Annotated in this window: 16 protein-coding genes; 9 read left to right on the top strand and 7 right to left on the bottom strand. The window is 66.2% G+C overall.

The window, feature by feature from the left end:
- Positions 1–4: 4 nt before the first annotated feature.
- Positions 5–1,141 carry an iron-containing alcohol dehydrogenase gene (locus tag HTA01S_RS08210; RefSeq protein WP_068169099.1) on the top strand — a complete coding sequence of 379 codons (1,137 nt, stop codon included), beginning with the start codon at positions 5–7 and terminating at the stop codon, positions 1,139–1,141.
- 65 nt (positions 1,142–1,206) lie between these two features.
- Positions 1,207–2,127 carry a cysteine synthase A gene (gene cysK / locus HTA01S_RS08215; protein ID WP_068169102.1) on the top strand — a complete coding sequence of 307 codons (921 nt, stop codon included), beginning with the start codon at positions 1,207–1,209 and terminating at the stop codon, positions 2,125–2,127.
- 84 nt (positions 2,128–2,211) lie between these two features.
- Here the strand turns inward: cysK and HTA01S_RS08220 are convergent, their stop codons facing one another.
- The 3 genes from HTA01S_RS08220 to HTA01S_RS08230 form a co-directional block, all read right to left on the bottom strand.
- Entirely contained in the window at positions 2,212–2,970 is a 759-nt protein-coding gene (locus HTA01S_RS08220) for a carbonic anhydrase (protein ID WP_068169106.1), read from the bottom strand.
- Between the two features lie 263 nt (positions 2,971–3,233).
- Complete coding sequence (locus tag HTA01S_RS08225; RefSeq protein ID WP_157572018.1) at positions 3,234–3,740, bottom strand: hypothetical protein; 507 nt, start codon at positions 3,738–3,740, stop codon at positions 3,234–3,236.
- Between the two features lie 209 nt (positions 3,741–3,949).
- Positions 3,950–4,921, bottom strand: a complete 972-nt coding sequence (locus HTA01S_RS08230; RefSeq protein ID WP_068169113.1) for a YcjF family protein — start codon at positions 4,919–4,921, stop codon at positions 3,950–3,952.
- Positions 4,922–5,074: 153 nt separating this feature from the next.
- Here HTA01S_RS08230 and HTA01S_RS08235 point away from each other — a divergent pair, with 153 nt between their 5' ends.
- From HTA01S_RS08235 to HTA01S_RS08260, 6 genes are all read left to right on the top strand, one after another.
- Positions 5,075–5,632 carry a septation protein A gene (locus tag HTA01S_RS08235; RefSeq protein WP_068169115.1) on the top strand — a complete coding sequence of 186 codons (558 nt, stop codon included), beginning with the start codon at positions 5,075–5,077 and terminating at the stop codon, positions 5,630–5,632.
- Positions 5,629–5,904 carry a BolA family protein gene (locus HTA01S_RS08240; protein ID WP_068169119.1) on the top strand — a complete coding sequence of 92 codons (276 nt, stop codon included), beginning with the start codon at positions 5,629–5,631 and terminating at the stop codon, positions 5,902–5,904. Before HTA01S_RS08235 ends, HTA01S_RS08240 begins: the two co-directional genes overlap by 4 nt.
- Before the next feature lie 140 nt (positions 5,905–6,044).
- Positions 6,045–6,824, top strand: coding sequence for a foldase protein PrsA (locus HTA01S_RS08245; RefSeq protein WP_068169123.1), 780 nt, complete (start codon positions 6,045–6,047; stop codon positions 6,822–6,824).
- A gap of 188 nt (positions 6,825–7,012) precedes the next feature.
- Positions 7,013–8,359 (top strand): glutamine synthetase family protein, encoded by a 1,347-nt coding sequence (locus HTA01S_RS08250; protein ID WP_068169126.1) that lies wholly within the window; start codon positions 7,013–7,015, stop codon positions 8,357–8,359.
- Between the two features lie 154 nt (positions 8,360–8,513).
- Positions 8,514–9,902: an aspartate aminotransferase family protein gene (locus HTA01S_RS08255; protein ID WP_068169643.1), complete on the top strand. Its 1,389-nt coding sequence runs from the start codon at positions 8,514–8,516 to the stop codon at positions 9,900–9,902.
- Positions 9,899–10,549, top strand: coding sequence for a GntR family transcriptional regulator (locus tag HTA01S_RS08260; protein WP_068169128.1), 651 nt, complete (start codon positions 9,899–9,901; stop codon positions 10,547–10,549). The genes HTA01S_RS08255 and HTA01S_RS08260 overlap by 4 nt, the downstream gene beginning before the upstream one ends.
- A gap of 74 nt (positions 10,550–10,623) precedes the next feature.
- On the opposite strand, the gene HTA01S_RS08265 is transcribed toward HTA01S_RS08260, so the two are convergent.
- Genes HTA01S_RS08265 through HTA01S_RS08275 form a run of 3 tightly spaced genes read right to left on the bottom strand, consistent with a single transcriptional unit; the run spans position 10,624 to position 13,701 of the window.
- Positions 10,624–11,391, bottom strand: a complete 768-nt coding sequence (locus HTA01S_RS08265) for a DUF1624 domain-containing protein (protein ID WP_068169131.1) — start codon at positions 11,389–11,391, stop codon at positions 10,624–10,626.
- Positions 11,388–12,923 (bottom strand): SEL1-like repeat protein, encoded by a 1,536-nt coding sequence (locus tag HTA01S_RS08270; RefSeq protein ID WP_157572019.1) that lies wholly within the window; start codon positions 12,921–12,923, stop codon positions 11,388–11,390. Before HTA01S_RS08270 ends, HTA01S_RS08265 begins: the two co-directional genes overlap by 4 nt.
- A 28-nt stretch (positions 12,924–12,951) precedes the next feature.
- The gene (locus HTA01S_RS08275) at positions 12,952–13,701 is read right to left on the bottom strand and encodes an alpha/beta fold hydrolase (RefSeq protein WP_068169135.1); all 750 of its coding nucleotides are present in this window, start codon (positions 13,699–13,701) and stop codon (positions 12,952–12,954) included.
- Positions 13,702–13,772: 71 nt separating this feature from the next.
- Between HTA01S_RS08275 and HTA01S_RS08280 the strand changes: the two genes are divergently transcribed.
- Positions 13,773–15,740 carry a peptidase U32 family protein gene (locus HTA01S_RS08280; protein WP_068169137.1) on the top strand — a complete coding sequence of 656 codons (1,968 nt, stop codon included), beginning with the start codon at positions 13,773–13,775 and terminating at the stop codon, positions 15,738–15,740.
- An 18-nt stretch (positions 15,741–15,758) separates the two neighbouring features.
- Here HTA01S_RS08280 and HTA01S_RS08285 read toward each other — a convergent pair whose 3' ends face one another.
- A complete protein-coding gene (locus HTA01S_RS08285) occupies positions 15,759–16,298 on the bottom strand; it encodes a hemerythrin domain-containing protein (RefSeq protein WP_068169141.1) in 540 nt (179 codons plus the stop codon).
- Between the last annotated feature and the right edge of the window lie 30 nt (positions 16,299–16,328).

Consider the following 16,328-nt stretch of genomic DNA (forward strand, 5'->3'; position numbering starts at 1 on the left):
AAACATGGCCCAGATACTCTATGTGACCAACATCCTGATCGACTTCGGCGCGCTGGCGCAGCTGCGGGCCGAATGTGAGCGGGTGGGCATCACGCGTCCGCTGATCGTGACCGACGCGGGCGTGAAGGCCGCAGGCCTGCTGGACAAGGCCCTGGCCGCCCTGCCCGGCCTGAAGCCTGCGGTGTTCGACCAGACCCCGTCGAACCCCACCGAAGCCGCCGTGCGCGCGGCCGTGGCGGTGTACCGGGCGCAAGGCTGCGATGGACTCGTTGCGCTGGGCGGTGGCAGCGCCATCGACTGCGCCAAGGGCGTGGCCATCGCCGCGGTGCACGAAGGCCCGCTCAAGACCTACGCCACCATCGAAGGCGGCTCGCCGAAGATCACCGACCGCGTGCCGCCGCTGATCGCAGTGCCCACCACGGCCGGCACCGGCAGCGAAGTCGCGCGCGGTGCGATCGTGATCGTGGACGACGGCCGCAAGCTCGGTTTCCACAGCTGGCACCTGGTGCCCAAGACCGCCCTGCTCGACCCCGAGCTCACGCTCGGTATGCCGCCCCTGCTGACCGCCGCCACCGGCATGGACGCCATCGCCCACTGCATGGAAACCTTCATGGCGCCGGCCTTCAACCCGCCGGCCGACGGCATCGGCCTGGACGGCCTGGAGCGCGGCTGGGCCCACATCGAGCGCGCCACCCGTGACGGCCAGGACCGCGAGGCGCGGCTGAACATGATGAGCGCCTCCATGCAGGGCGCGATGGCGTTTCAGAAAGGCCTGGGCTGCGTGCACTCGCTCAGCCACAGCCTGGGCGGCGTGAACCCGCGCCTGCACCACGGCACGCTCAACGCGATGTTTCTGCCCGCCGTGATCCGCTTCAACGCCGAGGCCGATTCGATGAAAAAGGACCGGCGCCTGGACCGCATGGCCCATGCCATGGGCCTGGCGAGCGGCAGCGACGTGCCCGAGGCCATCCAGGCCATGAACACCCGCCTGGGTCTGCCCAGCGGCCTGGCCGCCATGGGCGTCACGCCCGACCTGTTCGACCAGGTGATCGCCGGCGCGCTGGCCGACCACTGCCACAAAACCAACCCGCGCATCGCTAGTGCGCAGGATTACCGCGCCATGCTCGAAGCGGCCATGTGAACGGCCCGCACGGCGCCCCCGATCGGGGGATACTTGGCGCCCTGCTTCAATCAACCGGAGACCGCATGAAAGCCTTGAACATCCTCAAGACCATTGGCAACACGCCACACGTCCGCATCAACCGTTTGTTTGCCGGGGCCTCGCAGCAGGTGTGGATCAAGTCCGAGCGCAGCAACCCGGGCGGCTCCATCAAGGACCGCATCGCGCTGTCCATGGTGGAAGACGCCGAACAGTCCGGCGCCCTGCAGCCCGGCGGCACCATCGTCGAGCCCACCTCGGGCAACACCGGCATCGGCCTGGCCATGGTGGCCGCCGTCAAGGGTTACAAGCTGGTGCTGGTCATGCCCGACAGCATGTCCATCGAGCGGCGTCGACTGATGCTGGCCTACGGCGCCTCGTTCGATCTCACGCCGCGCGAAAAGGGCATGAAAGGCTCCATTGCCCGGGCCGAAGAGATCGTGGCCAGCACGCCCGGCGCCTGGATGCCACAGCAGTTCAACAACCCGGCCAACGTCGCGATCCACGCCAAGACCACCGCCGCCGAAATCGCTGCCGATTTCCCAGAGGGGGTGGACGTGCTGATCACCGGCGTGGGCACCGGGGGTCACATCACCGGCTGTGCGCAGGTGCTGAAGGCCAAATGGCCCCAGCTCAAGGTGTACGCGGTGGAGCCGGTGGCCTCGCCCGTGATCTCGGGCGGCAGCCCGGCGCCCCACCCGATCCAGGGCATTGGCGCGGGCTTCATTCCCAACAACCTCGACACCACGCTGCTCGACGGCGTGATCCAGGTGGACGCCGAACCCGCCCGCGAGATGGCGCGCCGTTGCGCGCGCGAAGAAGGCATGCTGGTGGGGATTTCTTCGGGCGCCACGCTGGCGGCGATTGCGCAGAAGCTGCCCGACCTGCCGGCCAACGCCGTGGTGCTGGGCTTCAACTACGACACCGGCGAACGCTACCTGTCGGTCGAAGGCTTCCTGCCGGCCTGAGGTCCCTGAGCATCTGAGACCTGCGAAAGGGATGTGCCCCGAGGGCACATCCCACCCCATGATTTCCATGGGTGGCGGGCTACTTCAGGTGCTTTCCTTGACGACGCGCCCATTGAGCGGCTGCAGTGGCCGCGCGTTGGCGTTGTACAGCTGGCGGAACGCCTTGATCTGCTGGGCGCCCAGCTTCACGGGTTCCTTGAGCACCATCCACTGCACGCCCTCGGAGCACGGTGGCGTGGTCAAGGAACCGGCAAAGCTGTAGTAGCCCTTCTGGGCGGGTAACAAGGTGCTGGCATCCAGGGTGAGACCGTCCACCGTCACATGTTCACCCACGCGCGGCAGGTGCTCGAAGATGGGCGCCCAGGCCGCGTTGGTCTTGCCCGGCTGGATCAGCACGGCCACCACACCCAGCTTGCCGTCCTCGCCCTTGTGCACGAAATGCGCCACCATGGCCGCGCGCTTGCCGCCAATGGCTTCTTCGCTGGGGGTGTGGAAGTGGAACTGCAGCAGCTCCATCGCCTTGCCATCCACCACCAGCTTGCTGCCAGCGGGCATGTTCACCTGCACGGTGTGCCCGTTGTTGACCAGCGTGGGGGCGCCAGCCGCGTACTGGAAGTCCAGCGCGGGCAGTGCTTCTTTCACAGTGTTTTGAATGTCGATGGGGCTTTGCGCCATGCCGCGTGCGCAGGCCTCGAAGCCTGGCTCCAGCGCGCCCCAGTGGGCGGCGCCGTGTTCGCCCTTGTATGCCCAATGCGGGCGAGCCCCTTCGGCGCCGGCCCAGGTGGTGGCGCACAGTGCGAGAGCGGCCACCGCAGTGTGCCGAATCAGTGTCTGGTAATTCATGGTGTTGTTGAAGACGGGTGAGGAAGCGCTACAAAGCACTGGCCCCGCAAGATGCAGGGCCGCCCGGATTCTCAACAACGCGCTACGGCGCGGCAACGTGCATCGCACAAGGCCCTGATGCCGTGTCAGGCAAGCCAATCGGCGGCCTTAGATAGGGTATATGCGCGCCTGATTTTTCAAAGAAATCAGGCGACTACAACCGTTTCTTCAACAAGACCTTGAAGTCAAGCCTTCAAGGTCTGGGAGGTCGCCAGAACCCCCGATCAGATGCGCGAGAGCTTGTACTCGATGAACTCGCTGGGGTAGCCTTCGGCGTCCTTGCCGGAGTCCGGGTCACCGATCTGCAGCAGGGTGCCATCGCTGTGCAGCAGCACCTTGCTCGAACCCTGGTCGGAGGTACCGGTGAACTTGTCGGCGGTCACACCCGCGGCCGGCTTGGTGCCCACGTGGGTCATCTGCAGATTCGTCAACACCTTTTCGGTCTTCACGCTCGGGCCGGAGCACGAGCGCCCGATATATGCGTAGGCGATCACGTCGCCCGAAAAACTGGTGGCGCTGGTCTTGGTGAAGTCGGCCCGCAGGTGGGCGGAGGCGCCGTCGTCGGTGTAGCACTCGCTTTCCCACGATCCGATGTATTTGGCCACCACGTCAGCCGACGCATCACCGGGCAAAGGATCATCGTTGCCACCACCGCAGGCGGTCAAGGCGGCAATGGCCAGACCCAGACCAAGCAGTTTGAAACTGAGGCGGGTGTTTGTAGTCTTCGTCATCATGGAATTTCCCAGGTTGGGTGAAACGGTGGCGCCGGGCCCTGGGTCGGGCCGTGGGCCACCGCTTCACGGGTCAAAGTAGCGCGGATTGTGCAGTACGGAAAACACATGCTCGGTGCGATCGGACACAGAGCCCGTCCGGGAGTCCCGGTTTTACACCTGCTTGCATCCGTGAACGGTCGACAGCCGGCTGCAGGAGGCCGGGTCCTTCAGCCGCCCCGCACCATCGCCAGCACCTTGCCCGCGTCCAGTGTTTGCGCCGTGGCCTGGATCTGCGGCAGGTATTGCGTCTGCATCTGCTTGGCCGGCGCCAGCAGGCTCTGGAAGGTTTCCTGCAGCAGTGCGGTGCTCATCACCCGGCCGCCCGCGTAGTAACGCTTGGCCACCTGACCCAGCGCGTAAGTGGTAGCAAAGGAAAACGCCACACCCGTCGCGGCACGGCCCAGCCCGCCCACGGCGCGCCCTGCCATCTTGCCGAGCAGGCCCCCGAGCAGCTTGCGACCGAATTGTTCGAGGTACTGCGACGTGGCGCCCACTCCTGCGGCGGCGATGAACTCGCGGATGTGGCCTTGGTCCAGTTCCACGCCGTGGACCTGGCCGATGTTGTAGACCAGCCGAACCTGCAGCGGAATGATGGCCATCGAGGCCCAGGACTGCGGCAACAGCTCCAACGCACCGTTGAGCAGCGCCGCGTTCAGGATGGTCTTGTCCAACTGGGCGTCGAGGGCGGCATCGCGTGGTGCAGCCTGTGGCACCGGCGGAGCGGTCATGGCTGTGGCAGCCACCGGAGTGGCTTTGTCGGCCGCATCGAGGATGGCCGCTTCTTCGCGCTCGAACGCCAGGGTCTGTGCTACGTCCAGCTTCAGACGGGTTTTCAGGTCGGCCAGGAAGGCGGTCTCGGCCGGGCTCTGGCGCCCGTCTGCATCGCAGACACACACGGCCATTTCGTAGGCGAGCTGGCGCTGGCCTGGGTCCGCCAGACCGGCCACAGCGTCGCCCAGTGAAACGCGCTGGAGCAGCACGTCCTGATACAACTTGGCAAGCCCGGCGCCGCCGGGCTCCTGGCCCAGGGTGTCGGCCAGGTGGCGGATGGCCTCGCGCTCGGCATCGGCCTTGTGACCGTCAGAGAAAGCGGCCAGCAAGGCGATGCTCAGAATGGACTGTTGTTCTTGAGGGGACATGGGCTGGAATCTCCTGGGTTGGATGGAATGGCGCCGAGTATGGGCCGCGAACATTTCGGGGCTCATGCTTCTGGTATCAAGACCTTTGCGGGTTCAACGGGATACCCGGAGCGCCAGAGCGGTTCCCCGAGCCGCAACCCCGATAATCCCCACATGCGCTTTCTGATCGACTTTTTCCCCATCGGCCTTTTCGTTGCGGCCTACAAACTGCACGACATCTACACCGCCACCGCCGTGCTCATGGTGGCCACCGTGGTGCAGACCGGCATCATCTATGCCATTGACCGGCGGTTGCAGACCTTGCACAAGGTGACGCTGGTGCTGGTGCTGGTGTTTGGCACGCTCACCCTGGTCCTGCAGGACGAACGCTTCATCAAGTGGAAGCCGACCGTGTTGTACGCGAGCATGGCCGTCGTGCTGGGCGCCGCGCTCTGGGGCTGGAAGAAGAATTTCCTGCAGTTGCTGCTGGGCAGCCAGTTGACGCTGCCCACACCGGTGTGGGCGCGGCTCACGGTGATCTGGATCGGCTACTTCCTGTTCATGGCGGGCATCAACGCCTACGTGGCCGCGTACTATTCCACCGAAGACTGGGTGAACTTCAAGCTCTGGGGCTATGTGTTCCCGGTGATCTTCATCGTGGGCCAGGGGCTGTACATCGCGCGCTATCTGAAAGACGACGGTTCCGCCGCGGACGGGGAGCCGAAACCATGACAGAGACGACCCTGCCCACCGCCGAGGCGCTGGACGCGGTCCTGCGCGCTGCGCTCGCACCCACCTCGCTGGAGGTGATCGACGAGAGCGCCGCGCACGCTGGCCACGCGGGCGCGAACGCGCTGGGGTACGGCACCCATTTCCGGGTGCGCATCGGCGGGCCGGCGTTTGCCGGCAAGAGCCGGGTGGCCCAGCACCGGCTTGTGTATGATGCGCTGCAAAAATTCACCAGTGCGGGCCTGCACGCGCTGGCGATTGAAATCAGGCCCTGAACCCACCCGTTGATGCACGCACCGCCAACCGCCCTGCCCGTTGGCCCCGACCGACCCTGACACCCTTTCCCCGGCCGCCGCGCCATGCAACTTCACCGCACGCGGCCGCTCCAACCCCTTTTTTCAACCCGAGGAACACCATGAAATTTTCCCTGTCGGCCCTGACCGCGGCCGCCCTGATCGTCGCTGCGCCCTGGGCTGCCGCGCAGAACGTGGCCGTCGTGAACGGCAAAGCCGTGCCCACCGCGCGCGTGGAGGCGCTGGCACAGCAGGTGGCGGCGTCCGGCCGCCCGGTGGATGACACCGTGCGTGCGCAGCTGAAAGAAGAAGTGGTGCTGCGCGAGATCTTCGTGCAGGAAGCGCAGAAGCGCGGCATCGCCGCCACCCCCGAATACAAGACCCAGATGGAACTGGCCCGCCAGACCATCCTGATCCGTGCGCTGTTCGCCGACTACCAGAAGAAGAACCCGGTGAGCGACGCCGAGGTGCAGGCCGAGTACGACAAGTTCGCCGCGGCCAATGGTGGCAAGGAATACCGCGCCCGCCACATCCTGGTGGAAAAGGAAGACGAAGCCAAGGCCATCATCGCCTCGCTCAAGGGCGGTGCCAAGTTTGAAGATCTCGCCAAGAAGCAGTCCAAGGACCCGGGATCCGGCGCCAACGGTGGCGATCTGGACTGGGCCGCGGCCGGCAGCTACGTGGCTGAGTTCTCCGAGGCCATGGTGAAGCTGGACAAGGGCCAGATGACGCAGGAACCGGTGAAGAGCCAGTTCGGCTGGCACATCATCCGTGTGGACGACGTGCGCCAGGCCCAGTTGCCCAAGCTCGAAGAGATCAAGCCGCAGATCGCCCAGCAGATGCAGCAGCAGAAGCTGATGGCGTACCAGCAAAGCCTGCGTGAGAAGGCCACCGTCAAATAAGAAAGAAGCGATGCGGCGCTCCGGCGCCCCTTCCCTCCCTGCAAAAAGCGCGACTCCGGTCGCGCTTTTTTTTGCCCATGCGCGTGGCGTGGAACATTGACGCAACCCTATCATTTGATCAAACAAGACATATTCATGGCTTAATTGTCATAATTCATGCCTTGATTTGATCAAATATGGTGACTTCCATGTATCCACCCAAACTCAGCATCCAGGACTTTCTGTCCCAGCACCGCATCCAGGAAGTGGAGTGCGTCATCCCCGACATGACGGGCATCGCACGCGGCAAGATCCTGCCCAAGGACCTGTTCCTCAACTCCGGCCACATGCGCCTGCCCAAGAGCGTGCTGCTCAACACGGTCAACGGCCAGCAGCCCGACAACGCCGCCTTCGTGGGCGATACCGACCCGGACATGGTCTGCGTGCCTGACCTGGCGACCGCGCGGGTCGTGCCCTGGGCGGCTGAACAGGTGGCGGTGATCATCCACGACTGCGAGGAGTTCGACGGGTCGCCGGTGAGCCTGTCGCCGCGCTGCGTCTTGCGCCGCGTGCTGCGGCTGTACCAGGAGCGTGGCTGGGAAGCGGTGGTGGCGCCCGAGATGGAGTTCTACCTGGTGGCACGCCACCAGAACCCGCACGAACCGCTGCAGCCACCGCTGGGCCGCACCGGCAAGCCCGAGGCCGGCCGCCAGTCGTATTCGATCGATGCGGTGAACGACTTCGACCCGTTTTTCCTGGAGCTCTCGCGTTTCTGCGAGGTGCACCGCCTGGGGGTGGAAACCCTGATCCACGAAGCCGGCGCTGGCCAGATGGAGATCAATTTCACCCACGGAGACGCCATGGACCTGGCCGACCGGGTGTTCCTGTTCAAGCGCACGGTGCGCGAGACCGCGCTGCGCCACGGCATCTTCGCCACCTTCATGGCCAAACCCATGGAGGCCGAGCCAGGCAGCGCCATGCACATCCACCAGAGCATCCTGGACGCGAAGACGCGCGACAACATCTTCAGCCTGCCCGACGGCTCGGTGAGCCCCGCGTTTCACCACTACATCGCCGGTCTGCAGCGCTACGTGCCGCAGCTCATGCCCATGCTTGCGCCGTATGTGAATTCGTACCGCCGGCTCGCACGCCACATGTCGGCGCCGATCAACGTGCAGTGGGGCTACGACAACCGCACCTGCGGCATCCGTGTGCCCGAGTCGGACGCCACCAACCGCCGGCTGGAGAACCGCGTGCCCGGCGTGGACGTGAACCCCTACCTGGCCATGGCCGCCACGCTGGCCTGCGGCTATCTGGGGATGGTCGAGCAGCGCCAGCCCACCGAACCCATGAACAGCAGCGCCTGGGCCATGGACCACGAACTGCCGAGCCACATGGAAGACTCGATCCGCCGCATGCGCGAATGCGAGCCGCTGCGCGAGGTGCTGGGCGGCGCCTTCATCGACGCCTTCCTGGCCGTCAAGGAGGTGGAGTACGCCACCTACAACCGCGTCATCAGCTCGTGGGAGCGTGAACACCTGCTGTTGTTGGTCTAGAAGAGCACCCCCTGCGCCGCTGCGCGGCTTCCCCCTCTCTCGCCTGCGGCGGGAGGGGGACGCAACCAGGGGCCCGGCGAAGCCGGTTCCTCGGTTGCCCTGGATGGTGCACGTGCTCCGGCTGAACCCTTGAAGTCATTGATCACCGATGTCCATGAACGCCACTTCCTCCCCCAGCCGCTCCGGTCTTGACTGGGCTCGTGCCCAGGCCTTCCTCGCTCGCGAGCGCGCCAGCTTTGCCAGAGCCAACCCGCGCTCCGCCGAACTCGCCGCACAGGCCCGGCAGCACCTGCTGTTCGGCGTGCCGCTGCACTGGATGAACGACTGGGGTACGCCGTTTGCCCTGCACGTGGACAGCGCGCAGGGTGCGCTGGTGATCGACGCGGACGGCCACACGCTGGTGGACTTCTGCCTCGGTGACACCGGCGCGATGTTGGGCCATGCGCCCGCGCCGGTGGCCGCCGCGCTGGTGCGGCAGGCCACGCGGGGGTACACCACCATGCTGGCTACAGCCGATGCGGCGGCGGTGGGCCAGGCCTTGAGCGAGCGCTTCGGCCTGCCGTTCTGGCAGTTCGCCCTGAGCGCGACCGACGCCAACCGCTACATCGTGCGCTGGATCCGCGCGGCCACCGGGCGCCAGAAGCTGCTGGTGTTCAACGGCTGTTACCACGGCACCATCGAAGACGTGTTCGTCGATCTGGTCAACGGCCAGCCGGCCCAACGCGACAGCCTGCTCGGCCAGGTGCACGACCTCACCGAGCACACCGTCGTGATCGAGTTCAATGACCTGCCCGCGCTGGAAGCGGCCCTCAAACAAGGCGACGTGGCCTGCGTGCTGGCCGAACCGGTCATGACCAACATCGGCATGGTGCTGCCCGAGCCCGGCTACTGGCAGGCCGCGCAGGTCCTCATCCAGCAACACGGCGCCTTGCTGGTGATGGACGAGACCCACACCATCAGCACCGGCCCCGGCGGCTATGCCCGCGCCCACGGCATCGAGGCCGACGCCCTGGTGCTTGGCAAGCCGGTGGGCGGCGGCGTTCCCTGCGCGGTCTACGGCATGAGCGCCCGCCTGGCCGAGCGCGCCGTGAAGGCCAAGCAGGATGCGCCACCCGGCCACAGCGGCATCGGCACCACGCTCACCGGCAACATGCTGGCCATGGCGGCCATGCGCGCCACGCTGGCCGAGGTGATGACGCCCGCCGCGTACGAGCACATGCTGGCCCTCTCGGCACGGCTCGCGGACGGGATTCGCCAGACCCTCGCGCGCCACGCGCTGCCCTGGTGCGTGACCCAGATGGGTGCGCGTACCGAATTCCAGTTCTGCCCCCAGGCACCGCGCAATGGCAGCGAGGCCGGGCATGCGCTCGACGGCGAGCTGGAACACTTGATCCACCTCGGCCTGCTCAACCGCGGTGTGATGATCACGCCCTTTCACAACATGATGCTGGTCTGCCCGCAGACCACTGTGGCCCAGGTAGAGCAGTTGCTCACCGCGCTGGACGAAGTGATCAGCCAGATCAAGGCCCCCGCAAGCCGATGAAACACACCACCGCCACCACCCAGCAGGACAGCACCTACCTGCGCCTGCGCCAGTGGGTCACGGTGGGCAAATTCCTGCCGGGCGAACGGCTCAAGATCCACCCCATCGCCGAGCAACTGGGCGTCGGCGTCATGCCTGTGCGCGCCGCTCTGCAGCGGCTGGCGGCCGAGGGTGCGCTGGTCAATGTGCCGCACAGCGGCATGCTGGTGCCCAGGCTGTCGCTCGCCGAGTTCGATGACGTGCTGCAGACGCGGTTGCTGCTCGAAGGAGAAGCCGCCGAACGTGGCGCGCACCGGCTGGACGCCGCAGGCGTGGCCGAGCTGCTGGCGCTGGAACAGAAGATGCGCGACGCGCTCAAGGTCAACGACGCCAAGGCTTACCTGGACGCCAACGAGCTCTTTCACCAGCGCCTGTACCAGGCTGCCGCGTCGCCCACCCTGCTCTCGCTGATCGAAACCGTCTGGCTCAAGGTCGGGCCACTGTCCAACAAACTGTTCGAGGTGCCTGCCTCGCTGCGCGTGATCAACGAGGCGCACGGCGACGCGGTGATGGCGCTGCGGCTGCGCGACAGCGCCGGGGTGCGGCGCGCGATCGAGAAAGACCTCTTTGTGGCCGGGCAGTTCCTGCGGCCGTTCTGTGCTGGCTGAAGATGGGCGCCCCACGCTCCACGGGTCGCACCACCCAAGGGGGCTGATCCACCCTGGGACGGCCAGGCGGGGGGTCAGGGCCCGCGCAGCCAGACCAGGGCCGTCAGCAATCCGATCAACACCGGCTGGTGCAGCAGGTAGTAGCTCAGGCTCCAGCGCCCCAGCGTCACCAGGCCGCGTTGCAGGCCGGTGGCCGGCGCGTCCCCCGAGCCCAGCCACTGCGGCCGGTGCAGCAAGGCCCAGCGCCCCGCGGCCACGCCCCACCACATCACGCCCAGCCAGGGCAGCAGCGGCACGTAGTCCTCCGTCACCGGCAGGCGGCTGATGAAGCCCAGCGCATTCAGGCCCGGGCTGTTGAACACGGTCAGTGCCGGCACGGCGGCGATCACCACCGGGGCGATGAATTTGGCCGCGATCGCCAGCGCGCCCAGCGGCCACAGCCAGGCGCCCCAACCAGCGGTCAGCCGCACCACGATCAGCATCACCGCGATGCCGTGCAGCACCCCGAAGTAGATGAAGCTCTTGGGAAACATCAGCATCGAGCCCACCGTGACCAGCAGGGCCGCGCCCGCCACCTGTCCCCAGCGCCGCCAGAAACGCGGCCAGCCCTGCCCCTGCGACAAGGCCACCGCCTGCGACAGCCCGGCGGTGAACAGGAACAGGCTCACGATGGCGCTGCGCTGCCAGGTCCAGAACGGATCGTGGTGGAAGTCCGCGCGGATGAACCCGAAGTGGTCGAGGTCAAAGCAGAAATGGAACACCGTCATCCACAGCATGGCGGTGGCGCGCAGCAGGTCGATGCGGTCGAGACGGCTGGCCATCGGGCCCACGCGCTGCATCATGGCGGCGCGATGTTCGCTTTGCGCCGATCGTCACACGACAGCCCCCAGCCGGGACGCGCGGCCAGCTTGTTGCTGGCGATTTGATGACCTTTCCTGGCGGCGGCCTGCAGCCAATAGCCCGCCGCCGCATCCACATCGGCCCGTTGAGCGGCGTCCTTCACGATGCGAGGCAACAGCACCGCCACGTCGTGGGCGGAATTGCTGTGCCCGCCCCGTGCGGCCATCAGGTGCCAGCGCAGGGCTTCTCGATGGTCAATGCGCGCGCCACCAAATCCTTCGGTGTGGGACGACCCCAGGCAATTGGCACCGCTGGGCAAGGCCAGAGCACCCGCCATCTGGCAGTGAGCGTACAGGCCGGCGAAGTCTTTCAGTGGGCGCCCCATGCCACCCCGCACATGGCTTTGGATCACTTCGCTCATGGCCCAGTCGCTGCCGACGGTGGCCGCGGCCATGGCCGCCTGGTACGCCTCATGGGGGCGGTCCATCTGTTTGAGGGCCCAGCTCCTGACTTCCCAGGCGCGGCGGTGCTGCGGGTACAGGACGTGAATGCGCTGCGTGATGTCCAGCAGCAGCGGCCAGTTCGTCAGGCGGTACTCGGCCTCCATCCAGTCCACCAGATTGTGCAGTGTCGGCGCCGCCGACACGCGCGCTTCCCAGTACGGGCGCACCGCCTGCGGGTTGGCGATGCGTTCGGGTGGGCGATCGATGGCGTCAAACGCCTGCTTCAGCGCGGTCATGTGCGGCTCGGGAAGCCGGTGCCGGTGCGCCAGGGCCAGCAGGGCCCGGAGGCGCATGGGCGAGGTGCCGCTGGACCACCGGGGATGTGCATACCCGGCAGCGATCTGGTAGAGGTTCTCGTCGTGCGGCGCGTAGGCAATGACCTCCATGAGCGCGGACCACCCCGCGCTGGAGCTGCCCCCCAGCATGCCGCGAGTGGCCAACAGGTAGCGCGCACCCATGCCGTAGATATCTTTTCTAGGCAACAGTGCCTCGATCAACGGGTCGGCGAGTTGGAAGCGCGCGCGCATGTGATCCAACTGGATCGAGCGCGTAAACCCAATGGCATTTCCGCCCCTGGCCTCCGTCGCAGCTTCGACGTAGGCCGTCGCCAAGGTCAATTGAGCCGCGGGGGACTGGGGGTGACGGGTCAACCAGGCCTGCGCCTTGTCCAAGAGCATCAGGCCCCGCCCATCCAGAGAAAACAGGCTGCGGGTCATCGCCCTCGTCTGCTGCTCTCGCACGGCCAGCTGGGCTATCTGGTCCCAATGGGCCTGGGCACCCGAAAAATCACCTGCGGCCAACAAAGGTGCCAGGCGCACGGGGCCTTTGGCGTAGCGCTGAACAATGTCCGTTGGCAGCGCCCCTCCTTTGACCGGGCCCGGGCTGGGCAGATCAAGACCGAACGTGACCAGGCCCCAGTCCTTGTCCGAACGTTCGCAATTGGCGAGGACCGCCACAGGCCATGCCATCAGCAAGGCGACCCAGGCCAAGTTCCGGCGGATCGCTCGCCGGATAGTGATCGAAAAGCTCATGTCTTCCCTGTACATCTGTCTGTCTGAATCATGCGGCCCTGTGGATGCCCAACAGCAACTCAGCCAACTCCTGCGGCGCGCTCACCATCGGGTCGTGCCCTGTCGCCAGTTCGTACACCGTCCAGCCCGGTTCGCTGCGCACGCGCTGGCGCGACGCCGCGATGGTGGCCAGCGGCGGGTTGGTGCAGTCGATGAAGCTGTGTGGCACGGCCCAGACCAGGTTCGGGTCGAAGTGCAGCGGCTCCTGGTACAGCCGGAACGGCTGGGGCGTCTGCCGGCGGTTGACCCAGTCGCGGTCGGCGCCTTCCAGGCCGAACAACGAAGCGTCCGGCGGCGGAAAACTCAGGCCGCCGCTGGCCTGCGATTGCTCCACGCGCTTGGCCACGGTTTCCGGGCTGTGTGGCGTGCTCCAGCTGTCGCCGGGGTTGGGCACGCCCGCGTCCACGTAAACGAGGTGGCGCAGCAGACCCGGGTGCGCGCGCTGCAGGCGGTCGGCCACGCAGGTGATGAGGTTGCCCCCATAGCTGTGGCCCACCAGCACCACGCGCTGCAGCTCTTCGGCCTCGATCAGACCGACCACGTCCTGGGTGTGGGTATCGATGCCGACCTCGGGGCTCAGCAGATGCGCCCGCTCGCCCACGCCGGTGAGCGTGACGGCATGGGTTTCGACACCCGCGCCGCGCAGCAGCGGCAGCACGCGGCGCCAGCACCAGGCGCCGTGCCAGGAACCGTGCACGAGCACGATGGCGGTGTTTGGAGTTTCGGTGGCTGCGTTCATGGGCGTTCTCCAGGACAATACCGGGTTTGGTTTTTTCCCCGATTCTGCCTCTTCGCCCAGCCCCACCGACCATGCTGCCGCACCAACTCGAACTGCTCTCCCCCGCGCGCGACGCCGACATCGGCATCGAGGCTGTGAACCACGGGGCCGACGCGGTCTACATCGGTGGACCGGGCTTCGGCGCCCGTACCAGCGCCGACAACCGCGTGCAGGACATCGTCCGGCTGGTGAAACATGCGCACCGCTTCGGCAGCCGCATCTTCGTGACCATGAACACCATCCTGCGCGACGACGAGCTGGAGCCGGCGCGCAAGCTGGCCTGGCAGCTCTACGACGCGGGGGTGGACGCGCTCATCATCCAGGACATGGGCCTGCTGGAGATCGACCTGCCACCGATCCAGCTGCACGCCAGCACCCAGACCGACATTCGCACACCCGAGAAAGCCCGCTTCCTGCAGGACGCCGGCCTGTCCCAGATCGTGCTCGCGCGTGAACTCACGCTGCAGCAGATCGCCGCCATCCGCGCCGCCACCGACCCGGATCGCTGCACGCTGGAATTTTTCATCCACGGCGCACTCTGCGTGGCCTACAGCGGCCAATGCTTCATCAGCCACGCCCACACCGGGCGCAGTGCCAACCGCGGCGACTGCTCGCAGGCCTGCCGCCTGCCCTATGAAGTGAAAGACAGCCAGGGCCGCATCGTCGCGCACGACAAGCACGTGCTGAGCATGAAGGACAACAACCAGAGCGACAACCTGCGCGCCCTGATCGACGCCGGCGCGCGCAGCTTCAAGATCGAAGGCCGCTACAAGGACATGGGCTACGTGAAGAACATCACCGCCCATTACCGGGTGTTGTTCGATGCGATTCTGGAAGAGCGCCCCGAGCTGGCGCGGGCCTCCAGCGGCGAATGCACCTTCCACTTCCAGCCCGACCCGGACCAGAACTTCAACCGCGAGTTCACCGACTATTTTGTGCAGGGCCGCCAGCAAGACATCGGTGCCTTCGACACCCCCAAGAACCCCGGTCGCCCCATCGGCTACGTGACCAAGGTCGGCCCCAACTTTGTGGAGCTGGAGACCGACGACCCCGCCACCGTGATCCACAACGGTGACGGCCTGTGTTACCTGGACCTGCAGAAAGAGCTGGTGGGCCTGCAGATCAACCGGGCCGAAAAACTCGGCAACCACTGGCGCGTCTATCCCAAAGACCCGATGGACAGCTTCAAGGACCTGAAGCGCGGTGTGCAGGTCAACCGCAACCGCGACATGGACTGGGTGCGCGGGCTGGAGAAGAAGTCGGCCGAACGCCGGATAGGCGCCTGGCTCAGACTGGACGAAACCACCGACGGCCTGAGCCTGACGGTCACCGATGAAGACGGCCACAGCGCCACGGCCACCCTGCCCTGCAAGCTGGAGCCCGCGAAAGACCCGGCGCAGGCCGATGCCCGGCTGCGCGACAGCCTCTCACGCCTGGGCGAAACCATCTTCCAGCCCATTGACGTGGCGCTGAATTTGAGTGGACCCCGCTTCGTCCCCGCCTCGCTGCTCAACCCCTTGCGCCGCGAAGCCATCGACAAACTCGAAGCCGTCCGCGCCGCCGCGTGGCAGCGCTTGCCGCGCGCAAAACCGGTGGAGCCGCCCGCCCCCTACCCCGAAGACACGCTGAGCTACCTGGCCAACGTGTTCAACCACAAGGCCCACGACTTCTACGCGAAACATGGCGTGAACGTGATCGCCGCGGCCTACGAGAGCCACGAGGAAGAAGGTGAAGTCAGCCTGATGATCACCAAACACTGCGTGCGCTACAGCCTCAGCCTGTGCCCCAAGCAGGCCAAGGGCGTGACGGGGGTTCAGGGCACCGTGCGTGCCGAACCCATGCAGCTCATCAACGGCCACGAAAAACTGACGCTGCGCTTTGACTGCAAGCCCTGCGAAATGCACGTGGTGGGCAAAATCAAGCGCAGCGTGTTGAACGCCGTCCCGGCGAGCCCGGTGACGTTCTATAAGGCGCGGCCGAACCGCTCGGCGGCGGGCTGAAGCCGGCCCAGCACCCGATCAGATATAGGCGTTCACCGGCGGCACATGCCGCATGTGCAGCGACATCCCCAGCGCGGCCATGTGGTTGCTGTTGCGACCGAGGATTTCTTCGCTCAGGGGCAGGAACTCGGTTTCCTCGAAGGTGGCGTGGGCCTTGTATTCGGTGACGAGGCGGTGCAGCTCGCTCACGTCCAGCCGGGTGCTCTGGCCTTTGGCGACCGGCTTCAGGCCTTTTTCCAGCTGTTTCCAGAGGGCCTCAATGGCGCGGTGTTCATCGGTCAGACGCTTGGCCATGGCCTTGACCCGTTCGAGTTCCGCGCCGGGCTGGGCACTGGCGATCACCGCGGGGAACAGTTCACGCTCTTCTTCCAGGTGGTGTTCGAAGATGGCTTCGCGGAAAAATTCGAGCGATTCCTCGGCAATTTGGCGCGCCCTGGCGGCAGGCTCCAGCAAGGCGGGCAACTCGTCAAGCGCGGTCAGGCGCTTGACGATCCCTGCGTGGCAGTTGGAAAAGTTGTTCAGCGGGGCGTCGGCATCGACCGGGGGCTGGGCAATCATGGGGGCTCCTGAGAGGTGTGAGGGTGATCA

Origin of the sequence: Hydrogenophaga taeniospiralis CCUG 15921, from assembly GCF_001592305.1 — a bacterium.
Classification (GTDB): domain Bacteria; phylum Pseudomonadota; class Gammaproteobacteria; order Burkholderiales; family Burkholderiaceae_C; genus Hydrogenophaga; species Hydrogenophaga taeniospiralis.

Coding starts and splice junctions, on each gene's coding strand:
- HTA01S_RS08285 (WP_068169141.1), bottom strand. CDS start 16,298: ATGATTGCCCAGCCCCCGGTCGATGCCGACGCCCCGCTGAACAACTTT.
- cysK (WP_068169102.1), top strand. CDS start 1,207: ATGAAAGCCTTGAACATCCTCAAGACCATTGGCAACACGCCACACGTC.
- HTA01S_RS08265 (WP_068169131.1), bottom strand. CDS start 11,391: ATGATGCAGCGCGTGGGCCCGATGGCCAGCCGTCTCGACCGCATCGAC.
- HTA01S_RS08250 (WP_068169126.1), top strand. CDS start 7,013: ATGTATCCACCCAAACTCAGCATCCAGGACTTTCTGTCCCAGCACCGC.
- HTA01S_RS08220 (WP_068169106.1), bottom strand. CDS start 2,970: ATGAATTACCAGACACTGATTCGGCACACTGCGGTGGCCGCTCTCGCA.
- HTA01S_RS08225 (WP_157572018.1), bottom strand. CDS start 3,740: ATGACGAAGACTACAAACACCCGCCTCAGTTTCAAACTGCTTGGTCTG.
- HTA01S_RS08280 (WP_068169137.1), top strand. CDS start 13,773: ATGCTGCCGCACCAACTCGAACTGCTCTCCCCCGCGCGCGACGCCGAC.
- HTA01S_RS08260 (WP_068169128.1), top strand. CDS start 9,899: ATGAAACACACCACCGCCACCACCCAGCAGGACAGCACCTACCTGCGC.
- HTA01S_RS08230 (WP_068169113.1), bottom strand. CDS start 4,921: ATGTCCCCTCAAGAACAACAGTCCATTCTGAGCATCGCCTTGCTGGCC.
- HTA01S_RS08235 (WP_068169115.1), top strand. CDS start 5,075: ATGCGCTTTCTGATCGACTTTTTCCCCATCGGCCTTTTCGTTGCGGCC.
- HTA01S_RS08245 (WP_068169123.1), top strand. CDS start 6,045: ATGAAATTTTCCCTGTCGGCCCTGACCGCGGCCGCCCTGATCGTCGCT.
- HTA01S_RS08275 (WP_068169135.1), bottom strand. CDS start 13,701: ATGAACGCAGCCACCGAAACTCCAAACACCGCCATCGTGCTCGTGCAC.
- HTA01S_RS08210 (WP_068169099.1), top strand. CDS start 5: ATGGCCCAGATACTCTATGTGACCAACATCCTGATCGACTTCGGCGCG.
- HTA01S_RS08270 (WP_157572019.1), bottom strand. CDS start 12,923: ATGAGCTTTTCGATCACTATCCGGCGAGCGATCCGCCGGAACTTGGCC.
- HTA01S_RS08240 (WP_068169119.1), top strand. CDS start 5,629: ATGACAGAGACGACCCTGCCCACCGCCGAGGCGCTGGACGCGGTCCTG.
- HTA01S_RS08255 (WP_068169643.1), top strand. CDS start 8,514: ATGAACGCCACTTCCTCCCCCAGCCGCTCCGGTCTTGACTGGGCTCGT.